General features: G+C 68.6%; 9 protein-coding genes. 5 read left to right on the top strand and 4 right to left on the bottom strand.

Going from position 1 to position 13,961, the window contains the following annotated elements:
- Positions 1-165: 165 nt before the first annotated feature.
- Positions 166-2,220: an FAD-dependent oxidoreductase gene (locus VG296_RS00045; protein WP_325561637.1), complete on the top strand. Its 2,055-nt coding sequence runs from the start codon at positions 166-168 to the stop codon at positions 2,218-2,220.
- A 49-nt stretch (positions 2,221-2,269) separates the two neighbouring features.
- Here VG296_RS00045 and VG296_RS00040 read toward each other — a convergent pair whose 3' ends face one another.
- Positions 2,270-4,912, bottom strand: a complete 2,643-nt coding sequence (locus VG296_RS00040) for a right-handed parallel beta-helix repeat-containing protein (RefSeq protein ID WP_325561635.1) — start codon at positions 4,910-4,912, stop codon at positions 2,270-2,272.
- Between the two features lie 371 nt (positions 4,913-5,283).
- Here VG296_RS00040 and VG296_RS00035 point away from each other — a divergent pair, with 371 nt between their 5' ends.
- The gene (locus VG296_RS00035) at positions 5,284-6,882 is read left to right on the top strand and encodes an NAD(P)/FAD-dependent oxidoreductase (protein ID WP_325561633.1); all 1,599 of its coding nucleotides are present in this window, start codon (positions 5,284-5,286) and stop codon (positions 6,880-6,882) included.
- Positions 6,883-7,692: 810 nt separating this feature from the next.
- A complete protein-coding gene (locus tag VG296_RS00030; RefSeq protein ID WP_325561631.1) occupies positions 7,693-8,829 on the top strand; it encodes a hypothetical protein in 1,137 nt (378 codons plus the stop codon).
- Positions 8,830-9,093: 264 nt separating this feature from the next.
- On the opposite strand, the gene VG296_RS00025 is transcribed toward VG296_RS00030, so the two are convergent.
- The gene (locus tag VG296_RS00025) at positions 9,094-9,939 is read right to left on the bottom strand and encodes an urea carboxylase-associated family protein (RefSeq protein WP_325561629.1); all 846 of its coding nucleotides are present in this window, start codon (positions 9,937-9,939) and stop codon (positions 9,094-9,096) included.
- Positions 9,936-10,646 carry a GntR family transcriptional regulator gene (locus VG296_RS00020; RefSeq protein WP_325561627.1) on the bottom strand — a complete coding sequence of 237 codons (711 nt, stop codon included), beginning with the start codon at positions 10,644-10,646 and terminating at the stop codon, positions 9,936-9,938. Before VG296_RS00020 ends, VG296_RS00025 begins: the two co-directional genes overlap by 4 nt.
- A gap of 203 nt (positions 10,647-10,849) precedes the next feature.
- On the opposite strand from VG296_RS00020, the gene VG296_RS00015 reads away from it, so the two are divergent.
- Positions 10,850-11,686, top strand: coding sequence for an ABC transporter substrate-binding protein (locus VG296_RS00015; RefSeq protein ID WP_325561625.1), 837 nt, complete (start codon positions 10,850-10,852; stop codon positions 11,684-11,686).
- A gap of 2 nt (positions 11,687-11,688) precedes the next feature.
- On the top strand, positions 11,689-13,194 hold the full coding sequence (locus VG296_RS00010) for an amino acid ABC transporter permease/ATP-binding protein (protein WP_325561623.1): 1,506 nt from the start codon (positions 11,689-11,691) through the stop codon (positions 13,192-13,194).
- Between the two features lie 98 nt (positions 13,195-13,292).
- Here the strand turns inward: VG296_RS00010 and VG296_RS00005 are convergent, their stop codons facing one another.
- Positions 13,293-13,628 carry a hypothetical protein gene (locus VG296_RS00005; protein WP_325561621.1) on the bottom strand — a complete coding sequence of 112 codons (336 nt, stop codon included), beginning with the start codon at positions 13,626-13,628 and terminating at the stop codon, positions 13,293-13,295.
- Between the last annotated feature and the right edge of the window lie 333 nt (positions 13,629-13,961).

Genomic DNA, 13,961 nt, shown 5'->3' with positions numbered 1-13,961 from the left:
AGCTGTACCGCCGTGCTGGTGGTCTGTCATGACCATTCCCCTGACCGCGATGGGTTGCTAATCTTTCGGCTGTACGAATGAACTGTACGTCTGTACGAGTCGCCGGGGTCAATACCCCGTTTCCATTTCGTTAACGCCTCTTCGCGCCGAGCCCCGGGAGTCGCCGTGAACCACCGTGCCGCCGACCCGCTCATGCAGCCCTTCGACCTCAGGCATCTGCGGCTGCGCAACAGGATCGTGAGCACCTCGCACGAGCCCGCGTATGCCGAGGACGGGATGCCCAAGCGGCGTTACGCGCTCTACCACGCGGAGAAGGCCAAGGGCGGCGCGGCCTTGACGATGATCGGCGGCAGCGCGATCGTCGCCCCCGACAGCCCGCCGTCGTTCGGGAATCTGCACCTGTACAAGGACGAGATCGTGCCCTGGCTCGGCCGCGTCGCCGAGGCGGTACACGAACACGGCGCCTACGTCATGTGCCAGATCACCCACCTCGGCCGCCGGACGAGCAACTACAGCGGGGACTGGCTGCCGCTGGTCGCCGCCTCGCCGCTCAAGGAGCGCGCGCACCGCGCGGTGCCCAAGCAGGCCGAAGAGTGGGATCTGACCCGGATCGCCGCGGCGTACGCACAGGCGGCGGCGCGCTGCGCGGCCGGCGGCATGGACGGAATCGAGATCGAGGCGTACGGCCACCTGTTCGACGGATTCCTCTCCCCCGCCACCAACCTGCGTACCGACGAGTGGGGCGGCTCGCTGGAGAACCGGCTCCGCTTTCCGCGGATGGTCGTGCGGGCGATCCGTGACGCGGTGGGGCCGGACTTCATCGTCGGGCTTCGTCCCGCGGTCGACGAACTGCTGCCCGGCGGCCTGTCGGCGGCCGAGGGGATGGAAGCGATGCGCCGACTGGCGGCCGAGGGAATCGACTTTCTCAGCGTCATCCGCGGCCACATCGACACGGACGCGGGACTGGCCAAGGTGATCCCGCCGACCGGCACTCCGTCCGCGCCGCACCTCGACTTCGTCGGCCAGGTCCGCCGCGAGCTGGGCATCCCGGTCATGCACGCCTCGCGCATCGCCGACGTCGCCACCGCACGGCACGCCGTGGCCAACGGGCTCGTCGACCTGATCGGCATGACCCGCGCCCAGTTGGCGGACCCGCACCTCGCCTCGAAGATCGCGGCCGGGCAGGAACACCGCATCCGGCCCTGTGTCGGAGCCGGATACTGTCTCGACGCGATCTATCAGGGCGGCGACACGAAGTGCATCCACAACCCGTCCACCGGACGCGAGCTGCAACTGCCGCACACCGTCACCCGCACCGAAAACGCCACCAAGCGCGTCGTCGTGGTCGGGGCGGGACCGGCGGGCCTGGAGGCCGCGCGGGTGCTCGGCGAGCGCGGCCATGCCGTCACGCTGCTTGAGGCCGCGGACACGCCGGGCGGCCAACTTCTGCTCGCCAGTCGCGCCCCGGCACGCAGAGAGCTGATAGGCATCGTGGACTGGCGCGTTGCCGAGTTCGAAGGCCTTGACGTCAAGGTCCGCTGCAACACCTTCGCCGACGAGCAGACCGTACTCGGCTACGAGCCCGACGTCGTGATCGTGGCCACCGGCGGTATACCCGACACCGCCAATCTCGGTCTCGGCGCCGGGGCCAGGCACGTGATCGAGGGCTGGGACGTGCTCTCCGGCGCGAAGGCGCCACGCGGCGACGTGCTGTTCTTCGACGACAACGGCGGCCACGCCGGACTCGACGCCGCCCGCGCGTTGATCGAGGCGGGCGCGCGGTTGGAATACGTCACCCCGGAGCGGATCCTCGGGCCCGACATCGGCGGCATCAACTACCCGCTGTACGCGAAGGTCTTCGCCGAGACCGATACCCGCACCACACTGCTGCACGAACTGCGCGCGGTCGAGAAGCTGCCGGACGGCCGGCTCAGAGTTCTGCTCTACAGCGAGGCCGCCGACCGCGTGACCGAACGCATCGTCGACCACGTCGTCGCCGAGCTGGGCACCATGCCGAACGACGAGATCTATTTCGGCCTGCTGCCCGGCTCGACCAATCTCGGCGAGGTGGACCTCACGGCGCTACTCGATCTGCGGCGTCAGGCGGTCATGCGCAACGAAGCGGGCGGCTACCAACTGTTCCGCATCGGCGACGCCGTCACCAGCCGCAACGTCCACGCCGCCGTCTACGACGCCTTCCGCCTGTGCCTCGCCATCTGAATCGCTCGTCCCGACACCGCTCGTAGTAGCCTCAGACCCGTCGGAGCGGTCACCGCACCAGCGAGGGATTCCCGATCAGGTTGCCGTTCGCGTCGTAGAAGTCGATCTGAGCGATGTCCGCGTTGAGTCTGCTCGAGCCGTTGACGGTCTCCGCGTCAACCTGGACCCGCACCGTATCGACGCTCGTCGGGGCGGACAGCGTGAACGGGATGTCCTGCGCCGCGTTGCCACTGACCGCCCCCACCTGCTCGAGGGTCCCGCCGCCGACCGACACGCCGACCGAGGCGTCGGTGATCGTCATCGTGTCCAGACGTCGCGTCCGCACGACCACCTTGCTGATCGTGATCGGCTGGCTGAACTGGACCTGCACATAGTGCGGCATGGCGGTGGCGGCCGAGGACCAGAACGAGTTGAGGTTGCCGTCCACCACGTTGTACGGGGTGAAGCTGGTGTTCCAGTAGGCCTCGTCGTCCATCGAGTCCGCGGTGACCGCGCGCAGCGGCAGGCCGGAGGGCCCCGAGCCGAGGCCGGCGGACGTATGGACCGTCGCCTCGGCGACCTCGGCACCGGCGGGAACGGTCGCGAGGATGAACGCCGGGGAGAGCACAGTGGTCGACGAAGCCGGCGCGCCCCCGAAGGAGACCGAACTGTCCGGGGTGAATCCGTTCCCTGTGATGATCACCGGGGTCGGCGTGCTCGCCGGGTCGCTCATCGGGCTGATCCTCGTGACAACGGGCGCGGCCGACGCGGTCAGGTATTGGTACGGCTGCTGCAGTCCGGCGGCGCTCAGGATGTCGGCGGGCATGCTCGCGGGCGTCAGGTGGAGCGGCAGTTGGGTATTGCCTGAGTACTGGAGATCGATCGGCACCGGGCTACAGGGCCACACCGCGATCTGGTCGGCGTGGTAGTTGTCGATGAACCGGATGTGCCCGATCGGCAGGCACCCGCCGTTGCCCGCACCGTTGCCGAACTCGACATTGTTCTGCCAGGTGATCCACTCGCTGCCGATGTCGTCGTAGAGGGTCAGTCCGCCGTGGAGGTCGTCGAAGACCACATTGCCCGTGACCATGGTGCCGTGCTGGAAGCTCGCGTCCTCATTGATGCTTCCGTCGGCGTTGAGGATGGTCTGGCCCTGGTGGCCCTCCAGATAGATCGCTCCGCCGTCGGACAGCACCGAGTGGTAGTCGTAGATCAGATTGTCCGAGATGGTGTTGTCGGAGTCGATGTTCGTGGTGAGGTCCTGATGGCCCGGACCGTCGAGGTGCCCCTCGACCGCGCCGCTGTCGATGCCGTCCCAGGGCACGTCCCAGATGTCATTGTGCGTGACAGTGGTCTGCTGGGTGAAGAACAGCAGAATGCCGTCGGCTCCGGCGTACTCGGCGCCGATGTCGTGGATGTAGTTGTCCGCGATGGTGTTGCCGAGGTTGATTTCCCGGTTGTCCGCGCCGACGTCCGAGGGCTCCGGATCGTTGCTGCTGCCGAGCTCGATGCCGATGCCCGAGATGTCGGTGAGCTCATTGCCCTGGACGAGGTTGTGCTGGCTGCCGTAGGCGAACGCGAGGCCGGCCGCACCGAGATGCGTGAAGGTGCTGTTCTCGACGGTCACGTCCTGGGCCGCGCGCCAGGTCACCGCGGCGGGTTCCTGGGCGTAGGAGCCGAACGGGCAGGTTCCGGCCGGAACGGTGTAAGTGCACGTACCTGTCGGCTGGGTCTGCTGGTCGCCGACGATCCGCAGGTTCGCCTGCACCTCGGAGAAACCGCTGGGGCCGCTCGGGTCGAGCCAGGTCGCGTAGGCGAAGGTCAGGCCGCTGAGGGTCAGGTTGTGCACCGGCTGGTCGAGCGTGCCGTCGCCGCTGACGAGCGTCTGGAGCACCGGCATCTCGACGTCGTCCCGGTCGAGGTTCTGGCCGGCGGTCGCCTGGTAGTAGAGCCGGTGCTGCGTGCCGTCCAGGTACCACTGCCCCGGGTGCAGGAGCTCGTACGCGTCCTCGACGCTGGTCGGGACCGCCGTGCTGGAAAGGTCGGGGAAGTTCGCGCCGTCCGCGGCCTGGATCGGCGGCGTCGGCCGGTCGGTGACGTTGTCCCAGCACGGCTGCTGCATCGTGATCTGCGTGCCCTGAATGCCCGCCACGCGGCAACGGCTCTGGGTCCAGGAGCCGTTGCCGCCGGTGAAGACGAACTCGATGCCTGACGGGTCGCGCCAGCCGGCGTAGCTGCTGTCGGCGGCGGTGAAGCCGGTCTTGGTCTGGGTGAGCGCGACCGGCGCGGTTCCCTGTGCGACGGGGACGCGCGTGCCGTTGAGGTACAGCTGACGGGTCGAGCCGGTCACCGGCGCGGACCAGAGCCCGGTCGCGGCGTCCACCAACTGCCAGCCGGTGACCTGCCGCCCGCCGCTGAGCACCGGATGCGCGCCGGGCGCCGCCTGCCAGATCACCTGATGGCCGCCGGTCCCCGAGTCCGCCGCGGTGAAACTCAGCGTCCTGGCCAGCCGGTAGGTGCCTCCGGCGAGCTGGACAACGATGTCATCGCTCATCGAGCGGGTCAGCGATCTGACCCTGCCCTGCGCCGCGTCGATCGAGCACGGCGACGGCTGCGAGCAGGCCGAGCCGCGACCGTAGGGGGCGACGTAGAGGGTGAGCGGAGCGGCGGCGGAGGCCGGCTGAGCCGGACCGGCCGCTACGGACGCCGCCACACAGGCAAGTGTGAGCACAACGGACTTCCAGCTGCGCATGGTGCTTCCTTCGCGAGTGGCAGTGTGGGTCTGCAACACCGATCGCTGCGGGATCCTATTGGATGCACGGTTGACTGGCCAGCGCTAGATCGTTCGTCTTCAGCGGCTCGGCCCGATCGTGCGCAACGGGCCCATCCTGTTCGACGCCGGCGCGGAATACGCAGCGAACATCCTCGAGGCCGGCCGCCCGGCTGTTTCCGCAACGGGCAGATCGTCACCCGTCCGAGCGATTGTGGCGGGGTAACTCCGGGTTCGATGATGCTTGAAGGCCCGCCGGCCAGGTGTCCGGGCGGCGCCCTGCCAGCCTGTCTCCCAGCTCTCGGAGGTTGTCCATGCCCCTGGCCGGCGACGCGAATCTCGTGTCCTCGATCGACGCCGGCGATGACGTGCGGGTCGCGAGTCAGGTGCACATGCCACTTCCGATGCAGCCGGGAGGCGACCGGTATCGCCGGGATGTGCAGGTCGTGGTGGTCGGCGCGGGGTTCTCCGGCATCGGTGCCGCCATCCGGCTGCGCCAGGAGGGCCTGGGTGACGTGCTGGTGCTGGAGAAGGCCGGGCAGCTCGGGGGCGTGTGGCGGGAGAACACCTACCCGGGCTGCGCGTGCGATGTGCCGTCTTCGTTGTATTCGTACTCGTTCGCGCCCAACCCCCGGTGGAGCAGGGTCTTCGCCGGGCAGCGGGAGATCCACGACTACCTGCGGGCGACCGCGGACCGGTACGGGGTCGGCGAGGTCCTGCGGTGCGGGGTCGATGTTCTGCGGGCCTGGTGGGACGAGCCTGCCGCGCGCTGGCGCCTGGAGACCACCGACGGCCCTTACAGCGCGACCGCGCTGGTCCTGGCCACAGGGCCTTGGCACCGGCCGCTGCTTCCGGATCTGCCGGGGCTAGGCGAGTTCGCCGGACGAGTGTTCCACACCGCGCAGTGGGATCACGCTGCGAGCCTTGCCGGAGCCCGCGTGGCCGTAGTCGGTAGCGGCGCCTCGGCGATCCAACTCGTCCCGGAAATTCAGGCGGAGGCCGACGCCGTCCATGTCTTCCAGCGCACCGCCCAATGGCTGTTGCCGAAACCCGACCTCCCGGTTCCCGGGACACTCGGCTGGACGATGCGCCATATCCCGGGCGCCCAACGCGCCATGCGCAGCTCTCAATACTGGATGCAGGAAGGCCTCGGCTACGCCCTGCGCCACCCCCGGCTGATAGCCCCGATACAGGCCGCAGCCCATGCCCACCTGCGCCTGGCAATACGCGACCCGCAACTGCGCCACGCGCTCACGCCGGACCATCGCCTTGGCTGCAAGCGCCTGCTGACCTCCAGCACCTACTATCCGGCACTCGCCCGGCCGCACGTCCACCTGCATCCGACCGCCGTCACCGCAGTACGGGAGGACAGGGTGATCGGCGCGGACGGCACCAGCGTCGAGGCCGATGTCCTCATCTTCGCCACAGGTTTCCACATCGGCCAGCTACCCCTGGCCCCTGATACCTACGGTACCGACGGCCGTTCACTCCACGAGACCTGGGGCGAAGAACCCGAGGCATACCTGGGCACCAGCGTCGCCGGCTTCCCCAACCTCTTCCTGCTACTGGGACCCAACGTGCTTTCCGGCGCGGCCTCCGCCATCACCGTCCTGGAAGCCCAGCTGAACTACCTCAGCAGCGCACTGACACACCTGACCAGCGGCAGCTACGACTGGCTCGACGTGAAACCGACCGCCCAGACGCAGTACAACACGGCCCTGCAGGAAGCTCTACGCACCACCGTGTACAACACCGGCGGCTGCACGAGTTACTACCTAGGCCCCGGCGGACGCAACACCTTCTGCTGGCCCTGGTCCACCGGCAGCCTCAAAAACCGGCTCAACCGCTTCGACCCCGCCGCCTACACCTGCCACTCAACAGACCGGACCACCGTGATGGCCAGCCGGAAATGACCTGACCCGCATCTGCGGGCGGGACGGTTCGAGGTTTGCTGTCGCGGGCTTCCAGCGCGGGGATGTTCGGTGGCGCATAAGCGAGTGTTGGCGGTGTTGGATCCGTGCCACGAAGCCGTCCGTCGCCACCCGGGCTGTGGAGGCCGACGCTCACGTGTCTGTTCGCGTCGTCGCGACCAACCCTCGCTCATGATGTCGTTGCCCCTCCCCCACCACGAGGCCACCACGGGACTCGTTCGCTCAGAGTGGACGACACCGCTGCGGATACCTCAGCGCCGCTCAGCTTCGAAGACCCCCAAACGGACCAAAATCGGCCTTTTCGGCCCCGGTCCCAGGTGGCGGCCCGATCCGCCGAGGCAATCCCCTTCACCCGGCCCTCGATCAAATCCACAGGAATCACGCAGCACACCCGCCACAGCTAGGCGTCTCCCACCCGGCGAGGCCGCCGGCAGGCACGGCATGGCCGCCGACGCCGCCGGGATGATCATCGCGGTGGTCGTGCCGGGCGCGAGCGGGCACAAGAACACGATCGGCACCCGTCGCACGATCGCGGACGCCCGGATTGCCCCATATTGTAGGTTCCCGGGTACCACACGGGCACAGGCGCACCGCCCATCGGGATGGAGAGGCTGCTGCGGGTTCGGCCGACCTACCAAGGCACGCTCTGGCGATTCTCACTTAGGAAACGGGCAGCCACTTATGTTCGAAGGTGACCAGGCCGCTGTCGCCACGGCACCCCGGACGAGCGACGGGCCATCGCGGGGACGGTTGTCTCACCGACCGCCAAGGGCACTCCCGCTCGGCAGCGACGTGCGGCGCGCACTCGTGCTGACCCTCGTCTGGGAGCTTGTCAGCGAGATCGTCGGCTGGGCGGGCTCGCTGCTGATCCAGCCGAACAAGAGCGATACCACCGCGGCCGTTGCGAGCCAACTGCTCCCCGGCGAACACCTGAGCCACTTCGAGGCGATCTGGGTCCGCTGGGACGGGAGCTGGTACGCGCTGCTGGGCAGCCAGGGCTACGGCCCGCACGTGTCCAACCTGGACGCGTTCTTCCCCGCGTATCCGCTGCTCATCCACATCGTCGGGATCCCGCTCGGCGGCCGGTACCTGTTGGCCGGGATTGTGATCAACCGGCTGCTGCTGTTCCCGACCGTCGTGATCTTCATGAAGCTGGTGCGGCGGGACGAACCGGGCGACGGCCGGGAGACCGAGCTCGCGCCGCTGATGATCCTGTTGATCCCGGGCGCCGTATTCCTTCTCGGCGCGCTCACCGAGACGCTGTTCGTGTTCGCCTGCCTCGCCGCGATGCTGGCGATGCGCCGGGAGCGCTGGCTGCTGGCCGGGGCCGCCTGCGCGCTGGCCACCGGCACGCGGCTGCCGGGCGTGGTGCTCGTCGGGACGCTCGCTCTGGAGTTGCTGCTGCGCCGCGACTGGCTCAGGGCGGTGTATTGCTCGGCGATCGGCATGGCCGGCATCGGGCTGTTCTCGCTGTACACGCTGATCACACAGCACGACCTGCTCGGATTCAAGAACGCGTACAAGCACGGCTCCTGGAACGACCAGACCTTTACCTTGAACGTGCTGCGCGGGCCGTTGCGCTACTTCCACGAGATGCTCGCCGACCCGCCGACTAAGAACTACGGCGGCATCGTCACGTTCGGCTACCTGGCGGCGCTGGCGCTGGTCGTGGTGTTGGCCGTGCTGTGCATCAGACGGCTGAGCTGGCCGCTGCGGTTCTTCGTGGTGGGCACCGCGCTGATCCCGCTTCTTTCGGGGTCGATGTTCTCGTACTACCGGTACGCGATGATCCCGCTGCTGCCGATGATGGTGCTCGCGACTCGCTGGCTCTCCCGGCGGCCGCAATGGCGGGACTCGGCGGTGCTCGCCCTCGCCAGTCTCGCGATCTTCGACATCATGGCGTTCGCCAGCGGCCACTGGGTCAGTTAGGTTATCAGGGTCCTGCTATCTGGCAGCGTGCTGAAGCCCCGGCGGCGCCCACTGCGGAGATCTGCTCGAAACGGAGGGCGAAGAAGATCGGCACGAAGCCGACGAGCGCGCGCAGGCCGAGCGGAACCAGGCGGTGAAGGGCCAAACGCGAGACCCAGCAGGGGTCGGGGGTGATCGGCGTGTTCCGCGCCGAGGGTCACGGAGGGGGCGACGCCGTTCACTCGGATGCCGAACCGGCCGAGGTCTCGGGCGAGCCCGCTGGTGTCATGCGTGGTCCGCCCATTCCGGGCGGCGCATCCCGTGCAGGTTGGCGTACGCGGCCCGCTCGGGCGGCGTCCAGCCCTCCAACAGCCCGGCCTCTGGGCGGTACACCTCGATGCCCAGCGGGCGGCACACCTCCAACGGATCGCGTGCGTCCGGGCCCCAGAGCGGTACTGACAGGTCGCCACCTGGGCAGGTGGACAGCGCGCACAGCAGGTCGGTCTCGGCGAAGAACTCGAAGTAGTCGCCCTTCTGCGCGGGGCAGGCCTTCATGAAGTAACTGTCCTCGTCGTTGAGCCCGGTGCACTGGAAGACGTTCAACACGTCGTGCACGTCGAACTCGGTGAGGCCGTACGCCAGCACGGCCCGCACAAGGTTGGAGTGGCAGTGGAAGTCGAAGTCCTCGCCGGTCAGCATTCGATTGACGTACGGGTCGCAGCGGGTGCCCAGCAGGTCGTGCACACGGCCGCCCTCGGCGTCCGCGCCGTACCCGGCGAGGCTGTCACCGGTGACGGTGAGTAACGGCCGCAGGAAGGGCAGATTGGACCAGACGCGGTCGTAGGTGGAGATGTGCGCGCGCTGCAGTTGGCGGGTGCGGGCGGCCCACATGCGCTCACGCGGGTCGTTCAGGCTCCAGACGTTGAGGTCGCCGACCTGGGGGCCCTCAACGGTGACGATCCGGCACAGGTGACCCTGCGGGACGGTCCAGGCGCGGCCTGAGCGGATGGGGATCTCGAAGGAGTCCACCAGCTCGTGCGCAATGCCCGCAAAGCGGTCGTAGAAGGCGCGGTCGACGTCGAACACGCCGCCCTTGGTGGCCTGGTAGGCGGCGGCTACCGAGGAAGTCATCGGACACCTTTCGTTCGCGAGGCGGCGGCGGACCGGGCGGACGAGGCGGCGCGCACAGCGTCGAGCACCAGCCGTTCTGAGTCGTCGAGGTAGAGCCGCAGGGCGGCCTTGGCCTCCTGGCTGCGCCCGCCCCGCAGCAGATCGCAGATCCCGCGGTCGCGGGCCACCCACGGGGCTTGGAACTCGGCCTCGTCCGCCATGACGGCGAAGGCGAGCCGGAGCTGGGCGATGGTGACATGGAAGAAGGCGTCCATCCGGCGGCTGCCGAGCAGCGCCACGAGCGCCTGGTGGAAGCGCAGGCTGGCGGTGCCGACCTGTTTCCAGTCCTCGGTGGCCACGGCGTGTTCGGCCGCGGCCACCTTCTCCTCCAGGGCATCGAGCAGCCGCTCGGGGGCGAGCGGGCAGTTCTCGACCGCGGCGAGTTCGAGGGTCCGCCGGGTGACGAAGATGTCCTTCACGTCGGCGGCGTCGAGGGTCTCGACCATCGTGCCCTTGTGCAGCTGCTGCACCACCAGGCCCTCGTCGTGCAACGTGCGGAACGCCTCGCGCAGAGTGTTCCGGGAGACCCCGAAGTCGGCGGCCATGACCGAGTCCCGCAGCGGTGTGCCGGGCAGCAGGACGCCTTCGACGATCCACTCGCGCAAGATGTCGGCGACTGAGGCGGATCGTCCCGCCGGGGTCGGCGAGCCATCGATGGTCTGCGACATACCGGATAGCGTAGCGCAGAATCTGTTGAACAATCCATGGCGGGGCTGTCGAGCACACCTGTATCAGGAGGCACTCTTTGGGCTGTTCCGAGAGATCTTCGCAAGTTTACGTGGACGAAACGAGCGTCCGCCACTATCGTCTGCGCCAGCCATTGTTCAACAATCGCGCAGTCCATGTACACCCCAGGTCGGGAGGACCACACATGCGCTCAACGACCGCCGCCCGCCTCGCGGTGGCTCTGGCCACCGCGGGCGCCATACTCGCGCTCGCGGCCTGCTCCGGGGGCGGCACCGCCGGATCCGCGTCCAGCTCCGACGGCACCATCGCCTCCGGCACCCTGACCGTCGGCTCAGACCTCACGTATCCCCCGTACGCCTACCTGAACGGCACGACCCCCGCCGGCTTCGACCCGGACGTCACCCGCGCCCTCGCCGAGCAGGCTGGCCTGCGGGTCACCTACACCGACACCCGATTCGAGCAGCTCATTCCCGGGCTGGGCGCAGGGCGTTTCGACGTGATCGCCTCGGACCTCTACGTCACCGACGAACGGGCCAAGCAGGTCGACTTCATCCCGTACTTCACCACCGGCAATTCGCTCCTCGCGGCCACCGGCGGCTCGTTCCGACCGAAGACCACCGCCGACCTGTGCAGCAAGGCGGTCGCCGTCATCAAGGGCGGCGAGATCGTGCAGGAGCTGCGCGGTGAGGCGAGTGATGCCTGCACGGCGAAGGGCGCGAAGCCGGTCGACGTCCGCGAGTTCGACACCGACCCTGAGGCCACCGAGGCGCTGCTGTCCGGCCAGGTCGACGCACAGCTGACCGACGCGGCCGTGGCCAAGGCGATCGTCACGAAGACCAGCGGCAAGCTGACCATCACCAGCTCGACGATCATCTACCCGGTCACCGCCGGGCTGGCAGTCAAGAAGGGCAACACCAAGCTCAAGGCCACGCTCACCAAGGCACTGGCCGCGCTGGAGAAGTCCGGCGCCTACGCGAAATTGCTCAGCCAGTACAACCTATCCGAGGCCGGAGAGAGCTGACCGTGGGCACCTTCGACTGGCGCTATACGCTGAGTTTGTTCGCCGACTCCGACCTGTGGCGGGCGGCGCTCCTCGTGGTCGAGCTGGCGGTGCTGTCCTGGGTGATCTCCACCGTGCTCGGGCTGCTCGTGGCCCTGATGCGCCAGTCCCGCAGCAGGCTGATGCGCTGGCCGGCCGGCGCCTACATCTGGTTCTTCCGCAGCCTCCCCCTGTTGGTGCTGCTCATCTTCGTGTACAACTCGCCGCAGCTGTTCCCACAGCTCGAGCCGCTTCTGTCCAGCCCGTTCGTGGCGGGCGTGGTGGCGATGGTGCTGAGCGAGACCGCGTACATCGCCGAGATCCACCGGGGCGGGCTGCTGTCGGTGGGCAAGGACCAGAGCGAGGCCGCGCAGGCGCTGGGCATGCCGTACTCGGGGGTCCAGCGACATGTGGTGATCCCTCAGGCGTTCCGAGTGGCGCTTCCGGCGCTGGGCAACGAGTTCATCAGCATCCTCAAGCTGACCTCCCTGGTCAGCTCCATTTCGCTGGCCGAACTGCTGCTCGTCGGCCAGCGGCTCTACACCCAGAACTTCCTGGTCCTGGAGACCCTGCTCGCCGTCGCGCTCTACTACGTCCTGCTGGTCACGATCTTCGATCGGATCCGGGCGCTGGCCGAACGCCGGCTGGACGTACGCCGCCGCGGCACGAGGACCGCCGAGGGCGCGCCGGCGGAAACGCCCTCCGAGGCGGTCCCGGCGACCCGCGCACCGCGACGGGCCCGGACCGCGCACGAGGGCGAGGTGGTCGTCCGTGCCCGCGGCCTGACCAAGTCATACGGCTCGGCCCGCGTCCTGGACGGCGTGGACCTGGAGGTGCACCGGGGCGAGGTGGTGGCCGTCATCGGCCCGTCCGGCTCCGGCAAGACGACGCTGATCCGCACCCTCAACCAGTTGGAGCCGCACGACGGCGGAACCGTCGAGATCGACGGCAAGCCGATGGGAGGCCGGGACCGGGAACTGGCCCGGCAGCGGCGCCACGTCGGCATGGTCTTCCAGCGATTCAACCTCTTCCCGCACCACTCGGTGCTGCGGAACATCACCCTCGCCCCCGTCCACCTGCGGCTGCTCGACCGCAAGGCCGCCGAGCGGCAGGGCCGGGAGCTGCTCGGCAAGGTCGGTCTCGGCGCCCACGCGCACAAGTACCCGCACCAGCTGTCCGGCGGCCAGCAGCAGCGCGTCGCGATCGCCCGGGCGCTGGCCATGACGCCGAGCGTGATGCTGTTCGACGAGCCGACGTCCGCGCTCGACCCGGAACTGGTCGGCGAGGTGCTGGGGGTGATAGCCGGTCTCGCAGCCGAGGGCACGACGATGGTGGTCGTCACCCACGAGATGGCGTTCGCCCGAGAGGTGGCCGACTGGGTGGTCTTCATGGACCACGGCCGGATCCTCCGCCAGGGCCCGCCGGAGGAGATCTTCGACTGCTCCGACGAGCCCCGCCTGCGGCGGTTCTTCGCCGCTGTCGGCGGCTGACGCCGGCGTGTAGCGACTCTCCACTCTGCCTGTGCTCGTGACCTGGCGTTATGCAGGGGTAAGGTTCGCGGGTCGGGCGGCTCGTTCGTGCTCGTTGATCATCCCGCCGAGGACGGGTTCGCAGCGTATTCGCCGCCGCTCGGCGAGGTCGATGATCTCGGCGGGCGGGCGCGATGGTGCCAGGTCAAGACCGCGCTGGGCGCGGTGCTCGTTGTGGTAGCGCAGGTATTCGGCCGGGACCCGGTGCAGACGGCGCTCGCCGAGGATCGGCATCCGTTGGTCAGCTCGGTGCGCAGGGTGCGGATCCACCGCTCGGCGTACGCGTACGCGTTCGCGGGCGGGCATTGCGGCAGGGTCTTTACCACCTCGATGCCCGCGCCGGCGAGGACGTGGTCGAAGGCGTCGGTGAACCGCCCACCGCGATCACGCGGCAAGACCCTGAACTCCTCCGCGCTCTCGCCGAGCTCAGCGCGGCTCGCGACCAGGTGGGCAGGGCAAGCCACGCGAGCACGCGAGTGAAGATCAGAGAGGGCAGTCGAGGCGACACGGCCCCCAATCATCCGTGATCCGAAACCGCGCAACAACCAGTTCACGGGGCTGATGGAAGTAATGAGCCCTACACGGTAGGCGGGTGCCGGTTAGCGGAGGGCGAGCAGCAGGGTCGAAGCGAAGACGACTGCCACCAGCGCTAGGAGCGCGCCGAGAGCCAGCCGACGCTTCACGTGCTGCCAGCGGTGCTCGTATTGGGATTGCAGGGCGCGGGCTCG

Source organism: Actinospica sp. (assembly GCF_035552695.1).
In the GTDB taxonomy this organism is placed as follows: domain Bacteria; phylum Actinomycetota; class Actinomycetes; order Streptomycetales; family Catenulisporaceae; genus Actinospica.
Note: the sequence above shows the minus strand (reverse complement) of the source record. Positions and strands in the feature narration are given on the sequence as shown.

Bases quoted from the DNA above. Each gene is read 5' to 3' on its own strand.
- VG296_RS00035 (WP_325561633.1), top strand. From the start codon at position 5,284: ATGCCCCTGGCCGGCGACGCGAATCTCGTGTCCTCGATCGACGCCGGC.
- VG296_RS00025 (WP_325561629.1), bottom strand. From the start codon at position 9,939: ATGACTTCCTCGGTAGCCGCCGCCTACCAGGCCACCAAGGGCGGCGTG.
- VG296_RS00020 (WP_325561627.1), bottom strand. From the start codon at position 10,646: ATGTCGCAGACCATCGATGGCTCGCCGACCCCGGCGGGACGATCCGCC.
- VG296_RS00015 (WP_325561625.1), top strand. From the start codon at position 10,850: ATGCGCTCAACGACCGCCGCCCGCCTCGCGGTGGCTCTGGCCACCGCG.